Genomic DNA, 16,817 nt, shown 5'->3' with positions numbered 1-16,817 from the left:
GCCGTTTCTGCGTTTGCAGTGAAACCCTACGCCGCACTGAACAACTTATGCGGATCAATCACAAACTTCTTCGGCACGCCCGCATCGAACTCGCCATAACCTTCCGGCGCCTGGTCGAGGCTGATGACCTGCACGCCTACCACTTCGGCGATGTTGATGCGATCCCACATGATTGCCTGCATCAACTGGCGGTTGTACTTCATCACCGGCGTCTGGCCGGTGTGGAAGCTGTGCGACTTGGCCCAACCGAGACCAAAGCGAATGCTCAGGCTGCCCATTTTCGCGGCGGCGTCGACGGCACCCGGATCTTCGGTGACGTACAGGCCCGGGATACCGATCTTGCCGGCTACGCGCACCACGCCCATCAGTGAGTTGAGTACGGTGGCCGGGGCTTCGGCCTTGACGCCGTCGTGGCCGTGGCCGCGGGCTTCGAAGCCGACGCAGTCGACTGCGCAGTCGACTTCCGGCTCGCCGAGCAGTGCAGCGATCTGTTCGTGCAGCGGAGTGTCTTTGGACAGGTCGACGATTTCAAAACCCTGCGCCTTGGCGTGGGCCAGGCGGATGGTATTGACGTCGCCGATGATCACCACCGCCGCACCCAGCAGACGTGCCGAAGCGGCAGCGGCCAGACCCACCGGGCCGGCGCCGGCAATGTACACGGTGCTGCCCGGACCCACGCCGGCAGTGACTGCGCCGTGGTAACCGGTCGGGAGGATGTCGGAGAGGCAGGTCAGGTCGCGGATCTTCTCCATGGCCTTGTCGCGGTCCGGCAGTTTCAGCAGGTTGAAGTCGGCGTACGGCACCAGCACGTATTCGGCCTGGCCGCCGGTCCAGTCGCCCATGTCGACGTAACCGTAAGCGCCACCGGCACGGGCCGGGTTGACGGTCAGGCAGACGCCGGTGTGTTGCTCCTTGCAGGAACGGCAGCGCCCGCAAGCCACGTTGAACGGCACGGAGACCAGATCGCCGATCTTCAGGTTTTCGACGTCGGAGCCTTTTTCGATAACCTCGCCGGTGATTTCGTGACCCAACACCAGACCGGTCTGCGCCGTGGTACGGCCGCGCACCATGTGTTGGTCGGAGCCGCAGATGTTGGTGGAAACCACACGCAGGATCACACCGTGTTCGATCTTCCTGCCGCGCGGGTCCTGCATTTTCGGATAGTCGATTTTCTGTACTTCGACCTTGCCAGCGCCGAGATACACCACACCACGATTGCCAGACATGCTTTCACCTCACTGTTGTTTTTATGGAACCGCGTTGCCCCAGGCAGGGCAGCGCGTTGAGTGCTCGGGTACAGGTGCTGCTTTTGTGTTGCCTGTCAGGGCCTCATCGCTGGCAAGCCAGCTCCCACAGGTTTTGGGTGGAACTCAAAAATTCTGTACGACACAAATCCCTGTGGGAGCTGGCTTGCCAGCGATGGCGGCCTAAAGAACAACGGTTCTGTTGGCATTGAGAAACACTCTGCGCTCAATGTGATACCCCACCGCCCGCGCCAGCGTCAGCCCTTCGATATCGCGCCCCTTGGCAATCAGGTCCTCGGGATAATGACTGTGATCCACCGCCTCGACGCCCTGGGCAATGATCGGCCCTTCATCCAGATCGTTGTTGATGTAATGCGCGGTCGCGCCGACCAGCTTCACGCCCTTGTTGTAGGCCTGGTGATACGGCTTGGCGCCCTTGAAGCCCGGCAGCAGCGAGTGGTGAATGTTGATCGCCTTGCCATCGAGCTTGCGGCACAGCTCCGGCGACAGCACTTGCATGTAGCGGGCGAGAATTACCAGTTCGGCGCCGGACTCTTCGATCACCTGCCAGACCTGCCGCTCCTGCGCCGGTTTGTCGTTGGGGTCGAGGGGGAAATGGTAGTAGGGAATCTGGTGCCAGTCGGCCAACGGCTTGAGATCCGGATGGTTGGACACCACCGCCGCCACGTCCATCGACAGCTGGCCGATGCGCTGGCGATAGAGCAAGTCGTTGAGGCAGTGATCGGCCTTGGACACCATGATCACCACTTTCGGCCGGTAGTTCGGCGCGGTCAGCTCGAACAGCATGCCAAAAGCCTGCCCGCGTTCGGCGAGGCCGGCGCGGAAGGATTGTTCGTCGAAGCCGTCGGGCTGGCGGAATTCCACGCGAATGAAAAAGCGCCCCGAGAGGCGGTCATCGAATGAATGGTGCTCAGTGACGTAGCAGCCCTGCTCGAACAGAAAACGCGTCACCGCGTCCACGGTGCCGAGGACGCTGGGGCAGTCGGCGGTCAGAATCCATGTGTCTGGGGCACGGCTCATGTTTTTTCCTCTGATCGTTCCCACGCTCTGCCTGGGAATGCCGCCATGGACGCTCTGCGTCCGCTCTTGGGACGCGGAGCGTCCCGGGATGCATTCCCACGCGGAACGTGGGAACGATCATCCAACTCAGGTCGAAAACAACACAAATCGGCTCCCTTTCCCCTCTCCCCCTCAGGGGAGAGGGCTGGGGTGAGGGGGGCGTTTGATCTTCAGGCCTGAACGCTGAGGCCGTACTCGGCCGAAGCATCCTGCAACCACAACCACCAGTAATCCGAGAAGCTGCGACGGATCAGCAGTTCCCAGGTGTCTTCAGCCGTGTGGCGAATCATCAATTGCGACTTGGCGAACACCGTGCCCACCGCTTTGCCGACCGGGAAGTTGTTCGGGTGAACGTCGTAGCTGGTCGACTTCATCAGCACCTGACGCACGTTCGGCCCGCTCAATTCGAGAAGCTGCTGACCGCCGCTGACGTTGACGATTGCGATGTGCAGATCGCCCAGCGCTTCGCGCAGTTGCTGCTCGGCGGCGAATTCTTCACCGCTGGGCACGATCAGCAGCCACTCGTCCGGGCCCATCCATTGCAGGCTGGTTTCACCTTTGACGACGACGCTGAGGGCGCCGGGCAATTCAATGCCCAGCGCCTTGTGCACACCGGCGGCGAAGGCGGCATCGTGGCCATCACCGCGAATGGTCAGGTGGCCGAGGAGTTTTTTCTCACGCACGATCACGCCGGCGTTCTTGCGGCCCTTGCCGACCAGGCTGGCGAGGTCGGCATGGTGCAGCGACGACTCGGCGCGGGCGCCGGTGGTCGGACGTTGTTGGTACACATTGGCTGTGGTCATAAAGCACCTTCTTGTATTGATCGTTCCCACGCTCTGCGTGGGAATGCCGCCATGGACGCTCTGCGTCCGCTCTTGGGACGCGGAGCGTCCCGGGATGCATTCCCACGCGGAGCGTGGGAACGATCAGTGTCAGATGTTCTGCCGCTCACCCTTCGGATCGAAGAACACCGAAGAAACGATTTCCGCCTCGATCACGCTGCCATCGGCCAGCGGTGCGAACACCCGCTCACCCATGCGCTTGAGACCGCCCTTGACCACACCCATGGCAAACGAATAACCCAGGGAGTTGTGCGCGTAGCTGGAAGTCACGTGGCCGACCATGCTCATCGGGATCGCCTGCTTGGTGTTGAACACCAGCTGCGCACCTTCCGGCAGCCATTTCGTTGGGTCGATCGGTTTGAGGCCGACCAGTTGCTTGCGCTGATCACGCACGCAATCTTCACGGTTCATGCCGCGCTGGCCGATCCACGAGAACGGTTTGGTGCGGCCGACGCACCAGCCCATGTTCAGGTCGTCCGGGGTCATCGAGCCGTCGGTGTCCTGGCCGACGATGATGAAACCCTTCTCGGCGCGCAGCACGTGCATGGTTTCAGTGCCGTACGGGGTCAGGTTGTACTGCTTGCCGGCCTCGACGATTTTTTCCAGCACGCCCATCGCATAGTCGGCCTGGACGTTGACTTCGTACGACAGCTCACCGGTGAACGAGATGCGGAACACCCGCGCCGGCACGTCACCCACCAGACCTTCTTTCCAGGTCATGAACGGGAACGCTTCGTTGCTCAGATCGATGTCGGTCACGGCACTGAGCAGCTTGCGGCTGTTCGGCCCGGACAGGGTCATGGTCGCCCAGTGGTCGGTGACCGAGGTGAAGTACACCTTCATCTCCGGCCATTCGGTCTGGTGGTACAACTCCAGCCACTGCAGCACGCGGGCAGCGCCGCCGGTGGTGGTGGTCATGACGAAATGGTTGTCGGCCAGACACGCCGTCACACCGTCGTCGAAGACCATCCCGTCTTCCTTGCACATCAAACCGTAACGCGCCTTGCCCACGTCGAGCTTGGTCCAGGCGTTGGTGTACACGCGGTTGAGGAATTCGCGGGCATCCGGGCCTTGAATGTCGATCTTGCCGAGGGTCGAGGCATCGAGCAGGCCGACGCTGTCGCGCACAGCCTTGCATTCGCGCTTGACCGCGGCGTGCAGGTCTTCGCCGTTTTTCGGGAAGTACCATGGACGCTTCCACTGCCCGACGTCTTCAAACTCGGCGCCGTTTTTCACATGCCAGGCATGCAGTGCGGTGTAGCGCACCGGCTCGAAGATGTGACCACAGTGACGACCGGCCACGGCGCCGAAAGTCACCGGCGTGTAGTTCGGGCGGAACATGGTGGTGCCCATCTGCGGGATGCTCACGTTCAGCGAACGCGCAGCAATCGCCAGGCCGTTGACGTTGCCAAGCTTGCCCTGATCGGTGCCGAAGCCCAGCGCGGTATAGCGCTTGACGTGCTCGACCGACTCGAAGCCTTCACGGGTCGCCAGTTCGATGCCACCAGCGGTGACGTCGTTCTGCAGATCGACGAATTGCTTCGGCGCCCGTGCCGAGTTCTTCTCGTGGGGCACCTGGAACAGCGCCAGCGTCGGTTCTTCGACGCGGCTCAAGGCTTTCGGCAGTACGCCTTCGACAGTCTGGAAACCGGCCTCAGCGGCAGCGCGCACGCCACCCTCGAAACCGTCAGCCAGAGAATCCCCCAGCGCATAAACGCCGTTGACACCACCCACGCACACGCGTTTCTGCGGTGCCTCACCCGGTACGAAACCGAGGATGTCTTCACGCCAGATCGGCTTGCCGCCCAGGTGCGAAGCCAGGTGCACCACCGGGCTGTAACCCCCGGAACTGGCGACCAGATCGCAGTCGAGCCATTCGCCCGGGCTGGTCACGGCGTGTGCCTTTACATCGATCGCCGCAACGCGGGCAGCGGTCACGCGCTTGCTGCCACGGGCTTCGATCACAGCGCTGCCGGTAAGGATGCGAATGCCTTTGGCGCGCGCCTCTTCGACCAGTGCCCCGCGCGGGTTGCTGCGGGCATCGGCGATCGCGACCACTTGCAGACTCGCATCGAGCCAGTCCAGTGCGACGCGATAGGCGTGATCGTTGTTGGTGCTGAGGACAAGTTTCTTGCCCGGCGCCACGCCATAGCGACGTACGTAAGTCGACACCGCACCAGCCAGCATGTTGCCCGGCACGTCGTTGTTGCCGTAAACCAGCGGACGCTCATGCGCACCGGTCGCCAGCACCACACGCTTGGCGCGCACACGGTGAATGCGCTGGCGCACCTGACCGATCGGCGCGCGGTCACCGAGGTGATCGGTGAGGCGTTCGTGAATGGTCAGGAAGTTGTGGTCGTGATAACCGTTGACCGTGGCGCGCGGCAACAGCAGCACGTCCGGAGTGTTCTTCAATTCGGCGATAACGCTGGCAACCCACTCCATGGCCGGTTTGCCATCAAGGCTTTCGCGCGAGTCGAGCAGGCTGCCGCCGAACTCTTCCTGCTCATCGGCCAGAATCACCCGGGCACCGCTGCGCGCAGCGGCCAGGGCAGCGGCAAGACCGGCCGGGCCAGCGCCGACGATCAGCACGTCGCAGTGCTGGTTCATGTAGTCGTAGGTATCCGGATCGTTCTCGGTCGGCGAACGGCCAAGACCAGCGGCCTTACGAATGTACTTCTCGTAAGTCATCCAGAACGATTGCGGGTACATGAAGGTTTTGTAGTAGAAACCCGGCGGCATCAGCTTGCCGCCGACCTTGCCGAGAATGCCCATCATGTCGTTGTTGACGCTCGGCCAGCCGTTGGTGCTGGTCGCGACCAGACCTTGGTACAACGCCTGTTGCGTGGCGCGCACGTTGGGAATCTGCGTGGCTTCGGTGGCACCGATCTGCAGAATCGCGTTCGGCTCTTCGGCACCGGCGGCGAAGATGCCGCGTGGACGCGAGTACTTGAAGCTGCGGCCGATGATGTCGACGCCGTTGGCAATCAGCGCGGCGGCCAGGGTATCACCCTCGAAACCTTTGTAGGTCTGGCCGTTGAAGGTGAAGCTCAGCACTTTGTTGCGGTCGATCCGTCCACCGTTGGACAGGCGATTGGTCTGGCTCATACCTTCTCTCCCAGCGCCGTCGTGGCGGTTTTCGCAGTGCCAGCCTTGTCGGTGAATTGTGGCTTCTCGCCGATCTTGTAGCTTTCAAGAATCTCGTAGGTCACGGTGTCGCGGGTGACGTTGAAGTACTGCCGGCAACCGGCGACGTGGTCCCACAGTTCGTGGTGCAGACCGCGCGGGTTATCGCGGAAAAACATGTAGTCGCCCCACTCCTCGTCGGTGCAGGCGTTCGGATCCAGTGGGCGCGGGATGTGCGCCTGGCCGGATGCGTGGAATTCCTCTTCGGAGCGCAGTTCGCCGCAGTGAGGACAGAAGATATGCAACATGGGGATTTCTCCTGTTAGTGGGCGACGGCAGCAGCGCCGTGTTCGTCGATGAGGGCGCCGTTGTGGAAACGGTCGATGGAAAACGGTGCGGCCAGCGGGTGCATTTCACCCTTGGCCAGACTCGCGGCAAACACATTGCCCGAGCCAGGCGTGGCCTTGAAGCCGCCGGTGCCCCAACCGCAGTTGAAGAACATGTTCGGTACCGGGGTTTTCGAAATGATCGGGCAGGCGTCCGGGGTGGTGTCGACGATGCCGCCCCACTGGCGGTTCATGCGCACGCGGGACAACACCGGGAACATCTCGACGATCGCTTGCACGGTGTGCTCGATCACCGGGTACGAACCACGCTGGCCGTAACCGTTGTAGCCGTCGATACCGGCGCCGATCACCAGGTCGCCCTTGTCGGACTGGCTGATGTAACCGTGCACGGCGTTGGACATGATCACGCTGTCGATAATCGGCTTGATCGGCTCGGACACCAGCGCTTGCAGCGGGTGGGATTCGATCGGCAGACGGAAACCGGCGAGCTTGGCCATGTGCCCGGAGTTACCGGCAGTGACCACGCCGACACGCTTGGCGCCGATGAAGCCCTTGTTGGTTTCGACGCCGATGCACACGCCGTTTTCCTTGCGGAAACCGATCACTTCGGTCTGTTGGATCAGGTCCACACCCAAGGCATCGGCGGCACGGGCAAAGCCCCAGGCCACGGCATCGTGGCGGGCGACGCCGCCGCGACGCTGCACGGTAGCGCCCATCACTGGGTACCGGGTGTTCTTCGAGCAGTCGAGGTACGGAATTTCGTCCGCGACTTGCTTGGCGTTGAGCAGTTCACCATCAACGCCGTTGAGGCGGTTGGCGCTGACCCGACGCTCGGAATCGCGAATGTCTTGCAGGGTGTGGCACAGGTTGTAGACGCCACGCTGGGAGAACATCACGTTGTAGTTGAGGTCTTGCGACAGGCCTTCCCACAATTTCATCGCGTGTTCGTAGAGGTGCGCCGACTCGTCCCACAGGTAGTTGGAGCGGACGATGGTGGTGTTGCGCGCGGTGTTACCGCCGCCCAGCCAACCCTTCTCGACCACCGCGACGTTGGTGATGCCGTGTTCTTTCGCCAGGTAATAGGCGGTCGCCAGACCGTGCCCGCCACCGCCGACGATGACCACGTCATAGACCTTTTTCGGCGTGGGCGTGCGCCACATGCGCTGCCAGTTTTCGTGGTGGCTGAGCGAGTGTTTGAAGAGGCCGAAGCCCGAATAGCGTTGCATAGTCATTTACTCCAGAACGCTCAGCGATAAACCGGGAAGTCTGCGCACAGGGCCGACACCTGTTGGGCGACATTGGCCTCGACATCGGCGTCACCGAGGTTGTCGAGGATGTCGCAGATCCAGCCGGCGAGGGTTTCGCACTGGCTGACCTTGAAACCACGGGTGGTCACCGCCGGGGTGCCGATGCGCAGGCCCGAGGTCACGAACGGCGATTGCGGGTCGTTCGGCACGGCGTTCTTGTTCACGGTGATGTGCGCACGGCCGAGGGCGGCATCGGCGTCCTTGCCAGTCAGGCCCTGACGGATCAGGCTGACCAGGAACAAATGGTTATCGGTGCCGCCGGACACTACATCGTAGCCACGTTTGATGAACACGCTGGCCATCGCCTGAGCGTTGTCGATCACTTGTTGCTGATAAGCCTTGAAGCCCGGCTCCAGCGCTTCCTTGAAGCACACCGCCTTACCGGCGATGACGTGCATCAGCGGGCCGCCCTGGGCGCCGGGGAATACTGCGGCGTTGAGCTTCTTTTCGATCTCTTCGTTGGACTTGGCCAGGATCAGCCCACCGCGTGGACCGCGAAGGGTTTTGTGGGTGGTGGTGGTGACGACGTCAGCGTACGGCAGCGGGTTCGGGTACAGACCGGCGGCGACCAGACCGGCAACGTGAGCCATGTCGACGAACAGCAACGCGCCAACCTTGTCAGCGATCTGGCGGAAGCGTGGGAAGTCCAGGGTCTTCGAGTAAGCCGAGAACCCGGCTACGATCATTTTCGGCTTGCACTCAACGGCCAGACGCTCGACTTCGTCATAATCGATCAGCCCGGTGTCGGTGTTGATGCCGTACTGCACGGCGTTGTAGAGCTTGCCCGAGGACGACACTTTTGCGCCGTGGGTCAGGTGACCGCCGTGGGCCAGGCTCATGCCGAGAATGGTGTCGCCCGGCTGGATCAGCGCCAGGTACACCGCGCTGTTGGCCGAAGAACCGGAGTGCGGCTGGACGTTGGCGTAATCGGCGCCGAACAGTTGCTTGGCGCGTTCGATCGCCAGCGCTTCGACTTTATCGACGTGCTCGCAGCCGCCGTAGTAGCGCTTGCCCGGATAGCCTTCAGCATATTTGTTGGTCAGGCCACTGCCTTGCGCCTGCATGACGCGCTTGCTGGTGTAGTTTTCCGACGCGATCAGCTCGATGTGATCTTCCTGACGTTGCTCCTCGGCATTCATCGCCGCCAGCAGTGCATCGTCGTAACCCTGGATCTGGTCTTGCTTGCTGAACATCGCGTCTCTCCCAGCGGCATCTGTGCGCCATTCGTCTCGGTAAGGCACCGGCAATCGCAGCGGTGCCCTTTGATGCGATGGTATGACCGGCACAGACAGCTCAAATGCCTGCGCGCGCCACGCAAAGGTGCGTTTACGACATGGCTGGAAATGCGTTTTCCAGACTCGATCTCGAAAACACTGGAGAACCTTGTGGGAGCTGGCTTGCCAGCGATGGCAGCGGCACATCTGGCATGGATGGTGGCTGACCCACCGCTATCGCTGGCAAGCCAGCTCCCACAGGGTTAAGCGGCGAGCTGGCGGATCAGTAGCAGCAGCAGGAAATGCGCTGGATACAGCGCATACGCCCATCGGCGCATCGGTGCAGGCCGGACATGTCGCGCATGTCGCAACAGGAACATCCCCAGCATTGGCGCCAACAGACACATCGCCAGACCGACAATCGCCACGCGATTGCCGAACCGTGCCGATTCGAGCAACACCTGCCATTGATTCGCAGCGAGACAGATCAGGCCCGGCAGCAGACTGAAATACCACGGGCGACGAAACACCAGCAGCATCGCCAAGGGCAGCAGAACGCCGAAAAAACCGAACATCAGTCGCTCTGAGAAAGCCGCCGCAGCCACCAGCGCAGCGGCCGCGAGCAATCGTGATACGCACGATGAGTCCTGCCAACCGCGCGCCACCAACAACCCCAACGCCAGCGTCGGCATCACGTTCAACGTGTCAGGATCAGGAATGTACAAGCGATACGGAATCTCACTGACGGCGCTGAACAGCAACAGCCAGCCCAGATAGCGCCACTCCATTTTCCTCGAACCGTCGCGAGCCAGATTCGCCGCCATCGCGAGGCAAAACCACGGAAACGCCAGTCGCCCCGGCACATACAGCCAATCGGCGGAAAAGCCGACATATCGCAGGTGATCAAGGACCATGCTCAATAACGCCAGCCACTTGAGCAGATCCAGCGCGCCGTCGCGTCGGCTCAGGTGCATAATCGGCCCATAAACTGATAGTTTTCTGCACCCGACATCGCATGTGCTCCCCGGAAGATCTTCGGTAAAGTGCGCATCTTCATTGACCACGAGCCTTCACAAGAGTCTCGATTACGGAAGCCGGCCATGACCGACAAGAGCCAACAATTCGCCAGCGACAACTATTCCGGTATCTGCCCGGAAGCCTGGGCTGCCATGGAACAGGCCAACCACGGCCACCAGCGCGCCTATGGCGACGATGAATGGACCGCCCGCGCGGCCGATCATTTCCGCAACCTGTTTGAAACCGACTGCGAAGTGTTCTTCGCCTTCAATGGCACCGCGGCCAACTCGCTGGCCCTGTCGTCGCTGTGCCAGAGTTACCACAGCGTGATCTGCTCGGAAACCGCCCACGTCGAAACCGACGAATGCGGCGCCCCGGAGTTTTTCTCCAACGGTTCGAAACTGCTGATCGCCGGCACCGAAAACGGCAAGATCACCCCGCAGTCGATCCGCGAAGTCGCGCTCAAACGCCAGGACATTCACTACCCGAAACCGCGTGTAGTCACCCTGACCCAGGCCACCGAAGTCGGCAGCGTCTACACCCCGGAAGAAGTCCGCGCGATCAGCGCTACCTGCAAAGAGCTGGGCCTGCACCTGCACATGGACGGTGCGCGGTTTTCCAACGCCTGCGCATTCCTCGGCTGCTCGCCGGCGGATCTGACCTGGAAGGCCGGCGTCGATGTGCTGTGCTTCGGCGGCACGAAAAACGGCATGGCCGTGGGCGAGGCGATTCTGTTCTTCAACCACAAACTGGCCGAAGACTTCGATTACCGCTGCAAACAGGCCGGGCAACTGGCGTCGAAAATGCGCTTCCTGTCGGCGCCTTGGGTCGGCATTCTGGAAAACGGCGCCTGGCTCAAATACGCCCGCCACGCCAACCACTGCGCGCAACTGCTGGCAGAGCTGGTCAGCGACATTCCCGGCGTCGAGCTGATGTTCCCGGTGCAGGCCAACGGCGTGTTCCTGCAACTGTCGGAACCGGCCATCGCCGCGCTGACTGCGAAGAACTGGCGCTTCTACACCTTCATCGGCAAAGGCGGCGCACGTTTCATGTGCTCCTGGGACACCGAAGAAGAACGCGTGCGCGAACTGGCGCGTGACATCCGCGAAGTCATGTCGGCCTGATTCCCCCGCCAGACTGATCGTTCCCACGCTCCGCGTGGGAAAGCCTCTTGGGACGCTCCGCGTTCCAGCCCCAACACCTTCGCCAGACTGAATACCGCTGTGACGCAGAGCGTCAGTGGCTGCATTCCCACGCAGAGCGTGGGAACGATCCGGCGTCAAAATGAGGTTTCCCACGCACACCAGTGGCCTCTTCCGCTAGCGCGATAAATCCGCCCGCCCCACCCTGATCGTTCCCACGCTCCACGTGGGAACGCCTCCCAGGGACGCTCCGCGCTCCAGCCCCAACACCATCGCCAGACTGAATACCGCTGTGACGCAGAGCGTCAGTGGCTGCATTCCCACGCAGAGCGTGGGAACGATCCCGCGTCAAAATGACGTTTCCCACGCACACCAGTGGCCTCTTCCGCTAGCGCGATAAATCCGCACGCCCCACCCTGATCGTTCCCACGCTCCGCGTGGGAACGCCTCCCGGGACGCTCCGCGTTCCATCTCCGTCGCACCGCACGATTCAAGGATCGAATCCCATGGGCCGCAGCCGCTATTTGGTTACCGAAACCGACAAACCGCATTTCCTCACCTGCACGGTGATGGAATGGCTACCGTTGTTCATCCGCCCATACATTGTCGACCACCTGCTTGATTGCTGGCGCTATCAACAAACTCATCACGACTTGAAGCTGTATGGCTACGTGATCCTGGAAAACCACCTGCACTTCGTCGCTCAAGCACCCGATCTGAGCAAATGCCTCAGCCAGTTCAAGTCTTTCACCGCGCGACAGATCATCAATGATTTGCAAACCAAAGGCGCCGACAAAGCCCTGCAGCGTCTGCGCTTCAGCAAACGCGCGCATAAGCAGGATCGGGTTTATCAACTGTGGCAAGAAGGCGCGCACGCAGAGATGGTCTACAGCGAATCAGTGATGCGCCAGAAGCTTGATTACATCCACAACAACCCGGTGAAACGCGGTTACGTGGATTTACCGGAGCATTGGCGGTATTCGAGTGCCAGGGACTACGCAGGAACTGAGGGACTGATTGAGGTTCAGCGCTGGTATTGAAGTGGGACGCGGAGCGTCCCGGGCTGCGTTCCCACGCGGAGCGTGGGAACGATCATATTCAAAACTCAATACGCACATCGCCTTTAGGCACACTGCAGCAAGAAAGGATGAAACCCTCGGCTTCATCATCCTCGGTAATCCCGCCGTTGTGCTCCATCTCCACTTCGCCGCCCAGTTTCATCACCTTGCACGTTCCGCAAATGCCCATGCCGCAGGCTTTCGGAATCATCAGGCCCAGCTTGGCCGCCGCCGCGTGCACGGTTTCGCCCGGTGCCACACGGATGCTCTTGCCCGAGGCGGTGAATTCGACCTGATGCAGGTCCGCCGCGTCGATTTCCGGCGCATCGGCTGCCTGCTCGGCTTGCTCCACCGCGTCGGCACGCGCTTCCGGTGGCGTGGCGCCGAACGATTCCTCGTGATAACGCGACATGTCGTAGCCAGCGTTTTCCAGCAGGCGCTTGACCGCGGTCATGTACGGCGTCGGGCCGCAGCAGAACACTTCGCGCTCGAGGAAGTCCGGCACCATCAGTTCGAGCATTTTGTGGTTGAGGTAGCCGCGATAACCGGCCCAGGGCTCACCGAGGCCATGTTTCTCGCAGATCAGGTGCAGGCTGAAGTTGTCGATCCGCGACGCCATGTGTTCCAGCTCGCGGTGATAAATGATGTCTTTTGGCGAGCGCGCGCTGTGGATAAACGTCATGTCGACGTTGGCGTTAGTGTCGTAGAACCAGCGCGCCATCGACATGCACGGGGTGATACCGACGCCGCCGCTCAGGTACAAGACCTTCGGGCTTGGGAAGTCGATGGCATTGAACAACCCGACGGGGCCGTGCACTGCCAACTCCTGTCCTTCATGCAGCGTGTCGTGCAGCCAGTTGGACACCTTGCCGCCCGGCACGCGCTTGATCGTCACCGAGAAGCTGTACGGCACCGACGGCGAGCTGGAAATGGTGTACGAGCGCATGACCGGCTGGCCTTCGATTTCCAGCTCCAGGGTGACGAACTGCCCCGGCTTGAAAAAGAACATGATCGGTTGATCGGCCATGAAGCAGAAGGTGCGCACATCCCAGGTTTCCTGGATGACTTTGACGCAACGGACAATGTGTCGGCCATTGGCCCAGGTCTGGGTGGTGACCGGATTCAGGAAGCTGTTGGACATGCTGTTCTCCACGGCCGACTGTCGGCCTCATGTCGGCGATTCTGCGTATAGCGCAGACCGTCCGTTTACCTATCCGCGACATTGACATACTTATCGCGACCAGCCCCCAACCACCGGGACTTGCGCGTCGGGAACAGATTGCACCATGTCGCCCATGGATAAGGTTCGGGGCAGCGCCGGCCCCACACTCGCCCCAACACAAGACGACTTCTTTACACCTTGCGTAGCAACCGTTTTGCAGCACACCTGATCAGCCACTTTCGCCGGCCACGCAGAGGGCCATGAGGATTACATCGATGGACGTCACCGCAAAAATCAGCCTGGGCGATCCGCTGGAACCCGCACGCAAGGCCACCGCACAGATGCTCCAGGAACGCGAGCGGACCTTTTCGCTGCCGCAGCCGTTCTACAGCGACGAGCGCCTGTTCGATATCGACATGCAGGAGATCTTTCAGAAAGAGTGGTTGATCGCCGGCATGACCTGTGAAATCCCGGCCAAGGGCAACTACCTGACCCTGCAGGTCGGCAAGAACCCGATTATCGTCATTCGCGGTGCCGAAGGCGTGGTGCACGCATTCCACAACGTCTGCCGCCACCGTGGCTCGCGCCTGTGCACCAGTGAAAAAGGCAAGGTCGCCAAACTGGTCTGCCACTACCATCAGTGGACCTACGAACTGGACGGGCGCCTGCTGTTCGCCGGCACCGAGATGGGCGCTGACTTCGACATGAAGCAGTACGGCCTCAAACCGGTGAATGTGAAAACCGCCGGCGGCTACATCTTTATCAGCCTGGCGGAAAACCCGCCGGCCATCGATGACTTTTTGTCGACGCTCAACCATTACATGGAACCGTACGACATGGAGAACACCAAGGTGGCGATCACCACCACCTTGATGGAAAAAGCCAACTGGAAACTGGTGCTGGAAAACAACCGCGAGTGCTACCACTGCAACGCGTCGCACCCGGAACTGCTGAAAACCCTGCTGGAATGGGACGACGTCACCGACCCGCGCGCCGATCAGGCGTTCAAGGATCACGTCGCCGCCTCCGCGGCCGCTTGGGAAGCCGAGAAGATTCCGTACGCCCACGCCAGCTTCGGCCTGCGCAACCGTATCGTGCGCATGCCGCTGCTCAAGGGCACCGTGTCGATGACGCTCGACGGTAAACAGGGCTGCGCCAAGTTGATGGGCCGGATCAAGAACCCGGACCTCGGCTCAATGCGCATCCTGCACCTGCCGCATTCGTGGAACCACTGCATGGGCGACCACATCATCGTCTTCACCGTGTGGCCGATCAGCGCCCAGGAAACCATGGTCACCACCAAATGGCTGGTGCACAAGGATGCCGTTGAAGGCGTCGATTACGACGTCGAGCGCATGCGTCAGGTATGGGATGCGACCAACGATCAGGACCGCCGTCTGGCTGAGGAAAACCAGCGCGGCATCAACTCCACCGCGTACCAGCCTGGGCCTTACTCGAAGACTTATGAGTTTGGCGTGGTCAACTTTGTCGACTGGTACAGCGAGCGGATGCTGAACAACCTCGGGGCTGAGCCAGCGCCGTACCTCAAAGGCGTTCCTGTCCAAGGCTAAAAAAAGCATCGCGAGCAGGCTCACGCCTACAGTTTGGAATGCGTTCCCCTGTAGGAGTGAGCCTGCTCGCGATAGCCATGTCACATTCACCCTGTTTTCAAACCCTGATTGCACACTTTCTGATCAACTACCCCGCCAGCCATACCCGGCAAGCCCCCAGCCTTCCGCAAACAAGTTATCCACACACCCGCCCACAGCAACTGGGGGTAACTGTGGATGAACTGAAAAATATTCCACTGATTTTTAAAGAAAAACCGTTACTTATTCAGAATCATGGTTTCTGAAAACGACTGATCACTTTTTGAACAAATCTCTACAGGCCACGTATTTAGAGCTCTGTAGCGGGTAGCGAACACGTTATCCACAGAAGCGCCAACAGAGTTCGGGGGTAACTTCGCTTGATCTGTGGAAAAGCGTGCGGGGGTGGGGAAAAGACCACGCCCAGGGGACTTCCAGTGCAGAAAGACATCATTTGATCAAAATATGATCACATCCTTGTAAGCCCCGTTCCATAAGGCTTTCAGAGGATAGCGAACATGTTGTCCACAGAAGCGCCAACAGAGATTGGGGGCAAGTTTTCGCAGGGTCTTGTACAAAAACCGCTGAAAATCCGTAGGTTACGCTGATTACTTTCTGATCATCGGGCTGGAAGGCTTGATTGGCGTGGCGTGCAGTGAGGGGCGAACATGTTATCCACAGAATCGCCAACAGGGATTGTGGGTAAGCTGCTTGCCCTCACCCCAGCCCTCTCCCAAAGGGAGACGGAGCCGACCGAGTCGACTCGCAAAGGTACATCGAACAGAACGATCGAGGCGGTCTCAGGTTTGGCCAAACCAAGGCCACCGTAACGTCGCAGGTCGATGTAATTGGCCAATTCACCACGGTAGGTCCCCTCTCCCCCTGGGAGAGGGCTAGGGTGAGGGGCTTTTCAGCGCACGACGCCTTCTTCGATCAGCAACTTGAGGATGGCCTCGGCACCCGCCTGCGCGGTTACACCTTTCAAAACCTGCCCACCGCCACCGCTGGCCTTCGCAGTGGCGGCCTTCATCCGGTCAGCCCCGCTCTTGGCCTTGATCACTTTCAAGCGCTTGGGCCGTGGCTTGGCGGGTTGCAGCGTGGCGACGGCCAGCAGTTCATCGTCCAGCACTTGCACGTCTTCAGCGTTCAACACGCCCCGTCGCGCCGGCCCATAAGCACTTTGCCGAGGCTTCGGCGCAGCGTTATCCACAGTCGCCAGAAACGGCAGCTTCACCTTCAAGCGTCGCCGCTGGCCGCGCGGCAACGCTTGCAGCACCAGTGCCGAGCCGTCGTTGATCGACTCCACCTGCGCCAGCCCCACCACCAATGGCCAGCCCAGCCCTTCGGCCAAAAGAAACGGCAACATGCCCGAACCTTCGCCGGTTTCCGCCTGGCTGCCGGTCAGCACCACCTGCGCACCCGCCTCACGCAGGTACGCCGTCAGCGCCGGCAACGCATCGGCGCCAGCCGGTTGTTCCAGCACGTGCATCTGCTCAAGACCCATGCCCAGATAGGCGCGCAGGGCCGGTTCGGCGATGTCGCCGGCGTGCAGCACTTGCAGGTTATCCCCAGCCAGTTGCAGGCCCAGCTCGACAGCGCGAGCATCCTGTTCGGCGCGCCGTGGCCGGCCCGAGGTCGGGTGGGCGCCGATCGAAACCAGACTGATAACGTTCGTGTTCATAGGGTTTC

The 16,817-nt window shown here is 61.0% G+C and carries 13 protein-coding genes; 3 read left to right on the top strand and 10 right to left on the bottom strand.

What is annotated here, in order from left to right; translation table 11 throughout:
- Positions 1-26: 26 nt before the first annotated feature.
- From fdhA to M0746_RS27970, 8 genes are all read right to left on the bottom strand, one after another.
- Complete coding sequence (fdhA, locus tag M0746_RS28005) at positions 27-1,226, bottom strand: formaldehyde dehydrogenase, glutathione-independent (RefSeq protein WP_090286964.1); 1,200 nt, start codon at positions 1,224-1,226, stop codon at positions 27-29.
- A 201-nt stretch (positions 1,227-1,427) separates the two neighbouring features.
- Positions 1,428-2,285 carry a formyltetrahydrofolate deformylase gene (gene purU / locus M0746_RS28000; protein ID WP_208939479.1) on the bottom strand — a complete coding sequence of 286 codons (858 nt, stop codon included), beginning with the start codon at positions 2,283-2,285 and terminating at the stop codon, positions 1,428-1,430.
- Positions 2,286-2,494: 209 nt separating this feature from the next.
- Positions 2,495-3,127: a sarcosine oxidase subunit gamma gene (locus M0746_RS27995; protein ID WP_258451335.1), complete on the bottom strand. Its 633-nt coding sequence runs from the start codon at positions 3,125-3,127 to the stop codon at positions 2,495-2,497.
- A gap of 129 nt (positions 3,128-3,256) precedes the next feature.
- Positions 3,257-6,274, bottom strand: a complete 3,018-nt coding sequence (locus tag M0746_RS27990) for a sarcosine oxidase subunit alpha (protein ID WP_258451334.1) — start codon at positions 6,272-6,274, stop codon at positions 3,257-3,259.
- Positions 6,271-6,600: a sarcosine oxidase subunit delta gene (locus M0746_RS27985; RefSeq protein WP_016772830.1), complete on the bottom strand. Its 330-nt coding sequence runs from the start codon at positions 6,598-6,600 to the stop codon at positions 6,271-6,273. The genes M0746_RS27990 and M0746_RS27985 overlap by 4 nt, the downstream gene beginning before the upstream one ends.
- Positions 6,601-6,614: 14 nt before the next feature.
- Positions 6,615-7,865, bottom strand: coding sequence for a sarcosine oxidase subunit beta (locus tag M0746_RS27980; RefSeq protein WP_003177603.1), 1,251 nt, complete (start codon positions 7,863-7,865; stop codon positions 6,615-6,617).
- A gap of 20 nt (positions 7,866-7,885) precedes the next feature.
- Positions 7,886-9,139: a serine hydroxymethyltransferase gene (glyA, locus tag M0746_RS27975; RefSeq protein WP_024014589.1), complete on the bottom strand. Its 1,254-nt coding sequence runs from the start codon at positions 9,137-9,139 to the stop codon at positions 7,886-7,888.
- Positions 9,140-9,423: 284 nt separating this feature from the next.
- Positions 9,424-10,134 carry a conjugal transfer protein TraX gene (locus M0746_RS27970; protein WP_258451333.1) on the bottom strand — a complete coding sequence of 237 codons (711 nt, stop codon included), beginning with the start codon at positions 10,132-10,134 and terminating at the stop codon, positions 9,424-9,426.
- A 126-nt stretch (positions 10,135-10,260) separates the two neighbouring features.
- Here M0746_RS27970 and M0746_RS27965 point away from each other — a divergent pair, with 126 nt between their 5' ends.
- Entirely contained in the window at positions 10,261-11,301 is a 1,041-nt protein-coding gene (locus tag M0746_RS27965; RefSeq protein ID WP_090286977.1) for a threonine aldolase family protein, read from the top strand.
- Between the two features lie 524 nt (positions 11,302-11,825).
- Entirely contained in the window at positions 11,826-12,359 is a 534-nt protein-coding gene (locus M0746_RS27960) for an REP-associated tyrosine transposase (RefSeq protein ID WP_258451332.1), read from the top strand.
- A gap of 58 nt (positions 12,360-12,417) precedes the next feature.
- Here the strand turns inward: M0746_RS27960 and gbcB are convergent, their stop codons facing one another.
- Positions 12,418-13,518 (bottom strand): glycine-betaine demethylase subunit GbcB, encoded by a 1,101-nt coding sequence (gbcB, locus tag M0746_RS27955; protein ID WP_208939476.1) that lies wholly within the window; start codon positions 13,516-13,518, stop codon positions 12,418-12,420.
- Positions 13,519-13,814: 296 nt separating this feature from the next.
- Here gbcB and gbcA point away from each other — a divergent pair, with 296 nt between their 5' ends.
- Entirely contained in the window at positions 13,815-15,110 is a 1,296-nt protein-coding gene (gene gbcA / locus M0746_RS27950) for a glycine-betaine demethylase subunit GbcA (RefSeq protein WP_016772823.1), read from the top strand.
- A 928-nt stretch (positions 15,111-16,038) separates the two neighbouring features.
- Here gbcA and etfB read toward each other — a convergent pair.
- Entirely contained in the window at positions 16,039-16,809 is a 771-nt protein-coding gene (etfB, locus tag M0746_RS27945) for an electron transfer flavoprotein subunit beta (protein WP_208939475.1), read from the bottom strand.
- Positions 16,810-16,817 lie beyond the last annotated feature (8 nt).

The sequence above is a fragment of the Pseudomonas sp. S11P7 genome (assembly GCF_023195435.1).
GTDB classification, from domain to species: domain Bacteria; phylum Pseudomonadota; class Gammaproteobacteria; order Pseudomonadales; family Pseudomonadaceae; genus Aquipseudomonas; species Aquipseudomonas fluorescens_G.
Note: the sequence above shows the minus strand (reverse complement) of the source record. Positions and strands in the feature narration are given on the sequence as shown.

Bases quoted from the DNA above. Each gene is read 5' to 3' on its own strand.
- M0746_RS27995 (WP_258451335.1), bottom strand. From the start codon at position 3,127: ATGACCACAGCCAATGTGTACCAACAACGTCCGACCACCGGCGCCCGC.
- M0746_RS27990 (WP_258451334.1), bottom strand. From the start codon at position 6,274: ATGAGCCAGACCAATCGCCTGTCCAACGGTGGACGGATCGACCGCAAC.
- M0746_RS27985 (WP_016772830.1), bottom strand. From the start codon at position 6,600: ATGTTGCATATCTTCTGTCCTCACTGCGGCGAACTGCGCTCCGAAGAG.
- M0746_RS27980 (WP_003177603.1), bottom strand. From the start codon at position 7,865: ATGCAACGCTATTCGGGCTTCGGCCTCTTCAAACACTCGCTCAGCCAC.
- purU (WP_208939479.1), bottom strand. From the start codon at position 2,285: ATGAGCCGTGCCCCAGACACATGGATTCTGACCGCCGACTGCCCCAGC.
- gbcB (WP_208939476.1), bottom strand. From the start codon at position 13,518: ATGTCCAACAGCTTCCTGAATCCGGTCACCACCCAGACCTGGGCCAAT.
- M0746_RS27970 (WP_258451333.1), bottom strand. From the start codon at position 10,134: ATGCACCTGAGCCGACGCGACGGCGCGCTGGATCTGCTCAAGTGGCTG.
- M0746_RS27965 (WP_090286977.1), top strand. From the start codon at position 10,261: ATGACCGACAAGAGCCAACAATTCGCCAGCGACAACTATTCCGGTATC.
- etfB (WP_208939475.1), bottom strand. From the start codon at position 16,809: ATGAACACGAACGTTATCAGTCTGGTTTCGATCGGCGCCCACCCGACC.
- glyA (WP_024014589.1), bottom strand. From the start codon at position 9,139: ATGTTCAGCAAGCAAGACCAGATCCAGGGTTACGACGATGCACTGCTG.
- gbcA (WP_016772823.1), top strand. From the start codon at position 13,815: ATGGACGTCACCGCAAAAATCAGCCTGGGCGATCCGCTGGAACCCGCA.
- fdhA (WP_090286964.1), bottom strand. From the start codon at position 1,226: ATGTCTGGCAATCGTGGTGTGGTGTATCTCGGCGCTGGCAAGGTCGAA.
- M0746_RS27960 (WP_258451332.1), top strand. From the start codon at position 11,826: ATGGGCCGCAGCCGCTATTTGGTTACCGAAACCGACAAACCGCATTTC.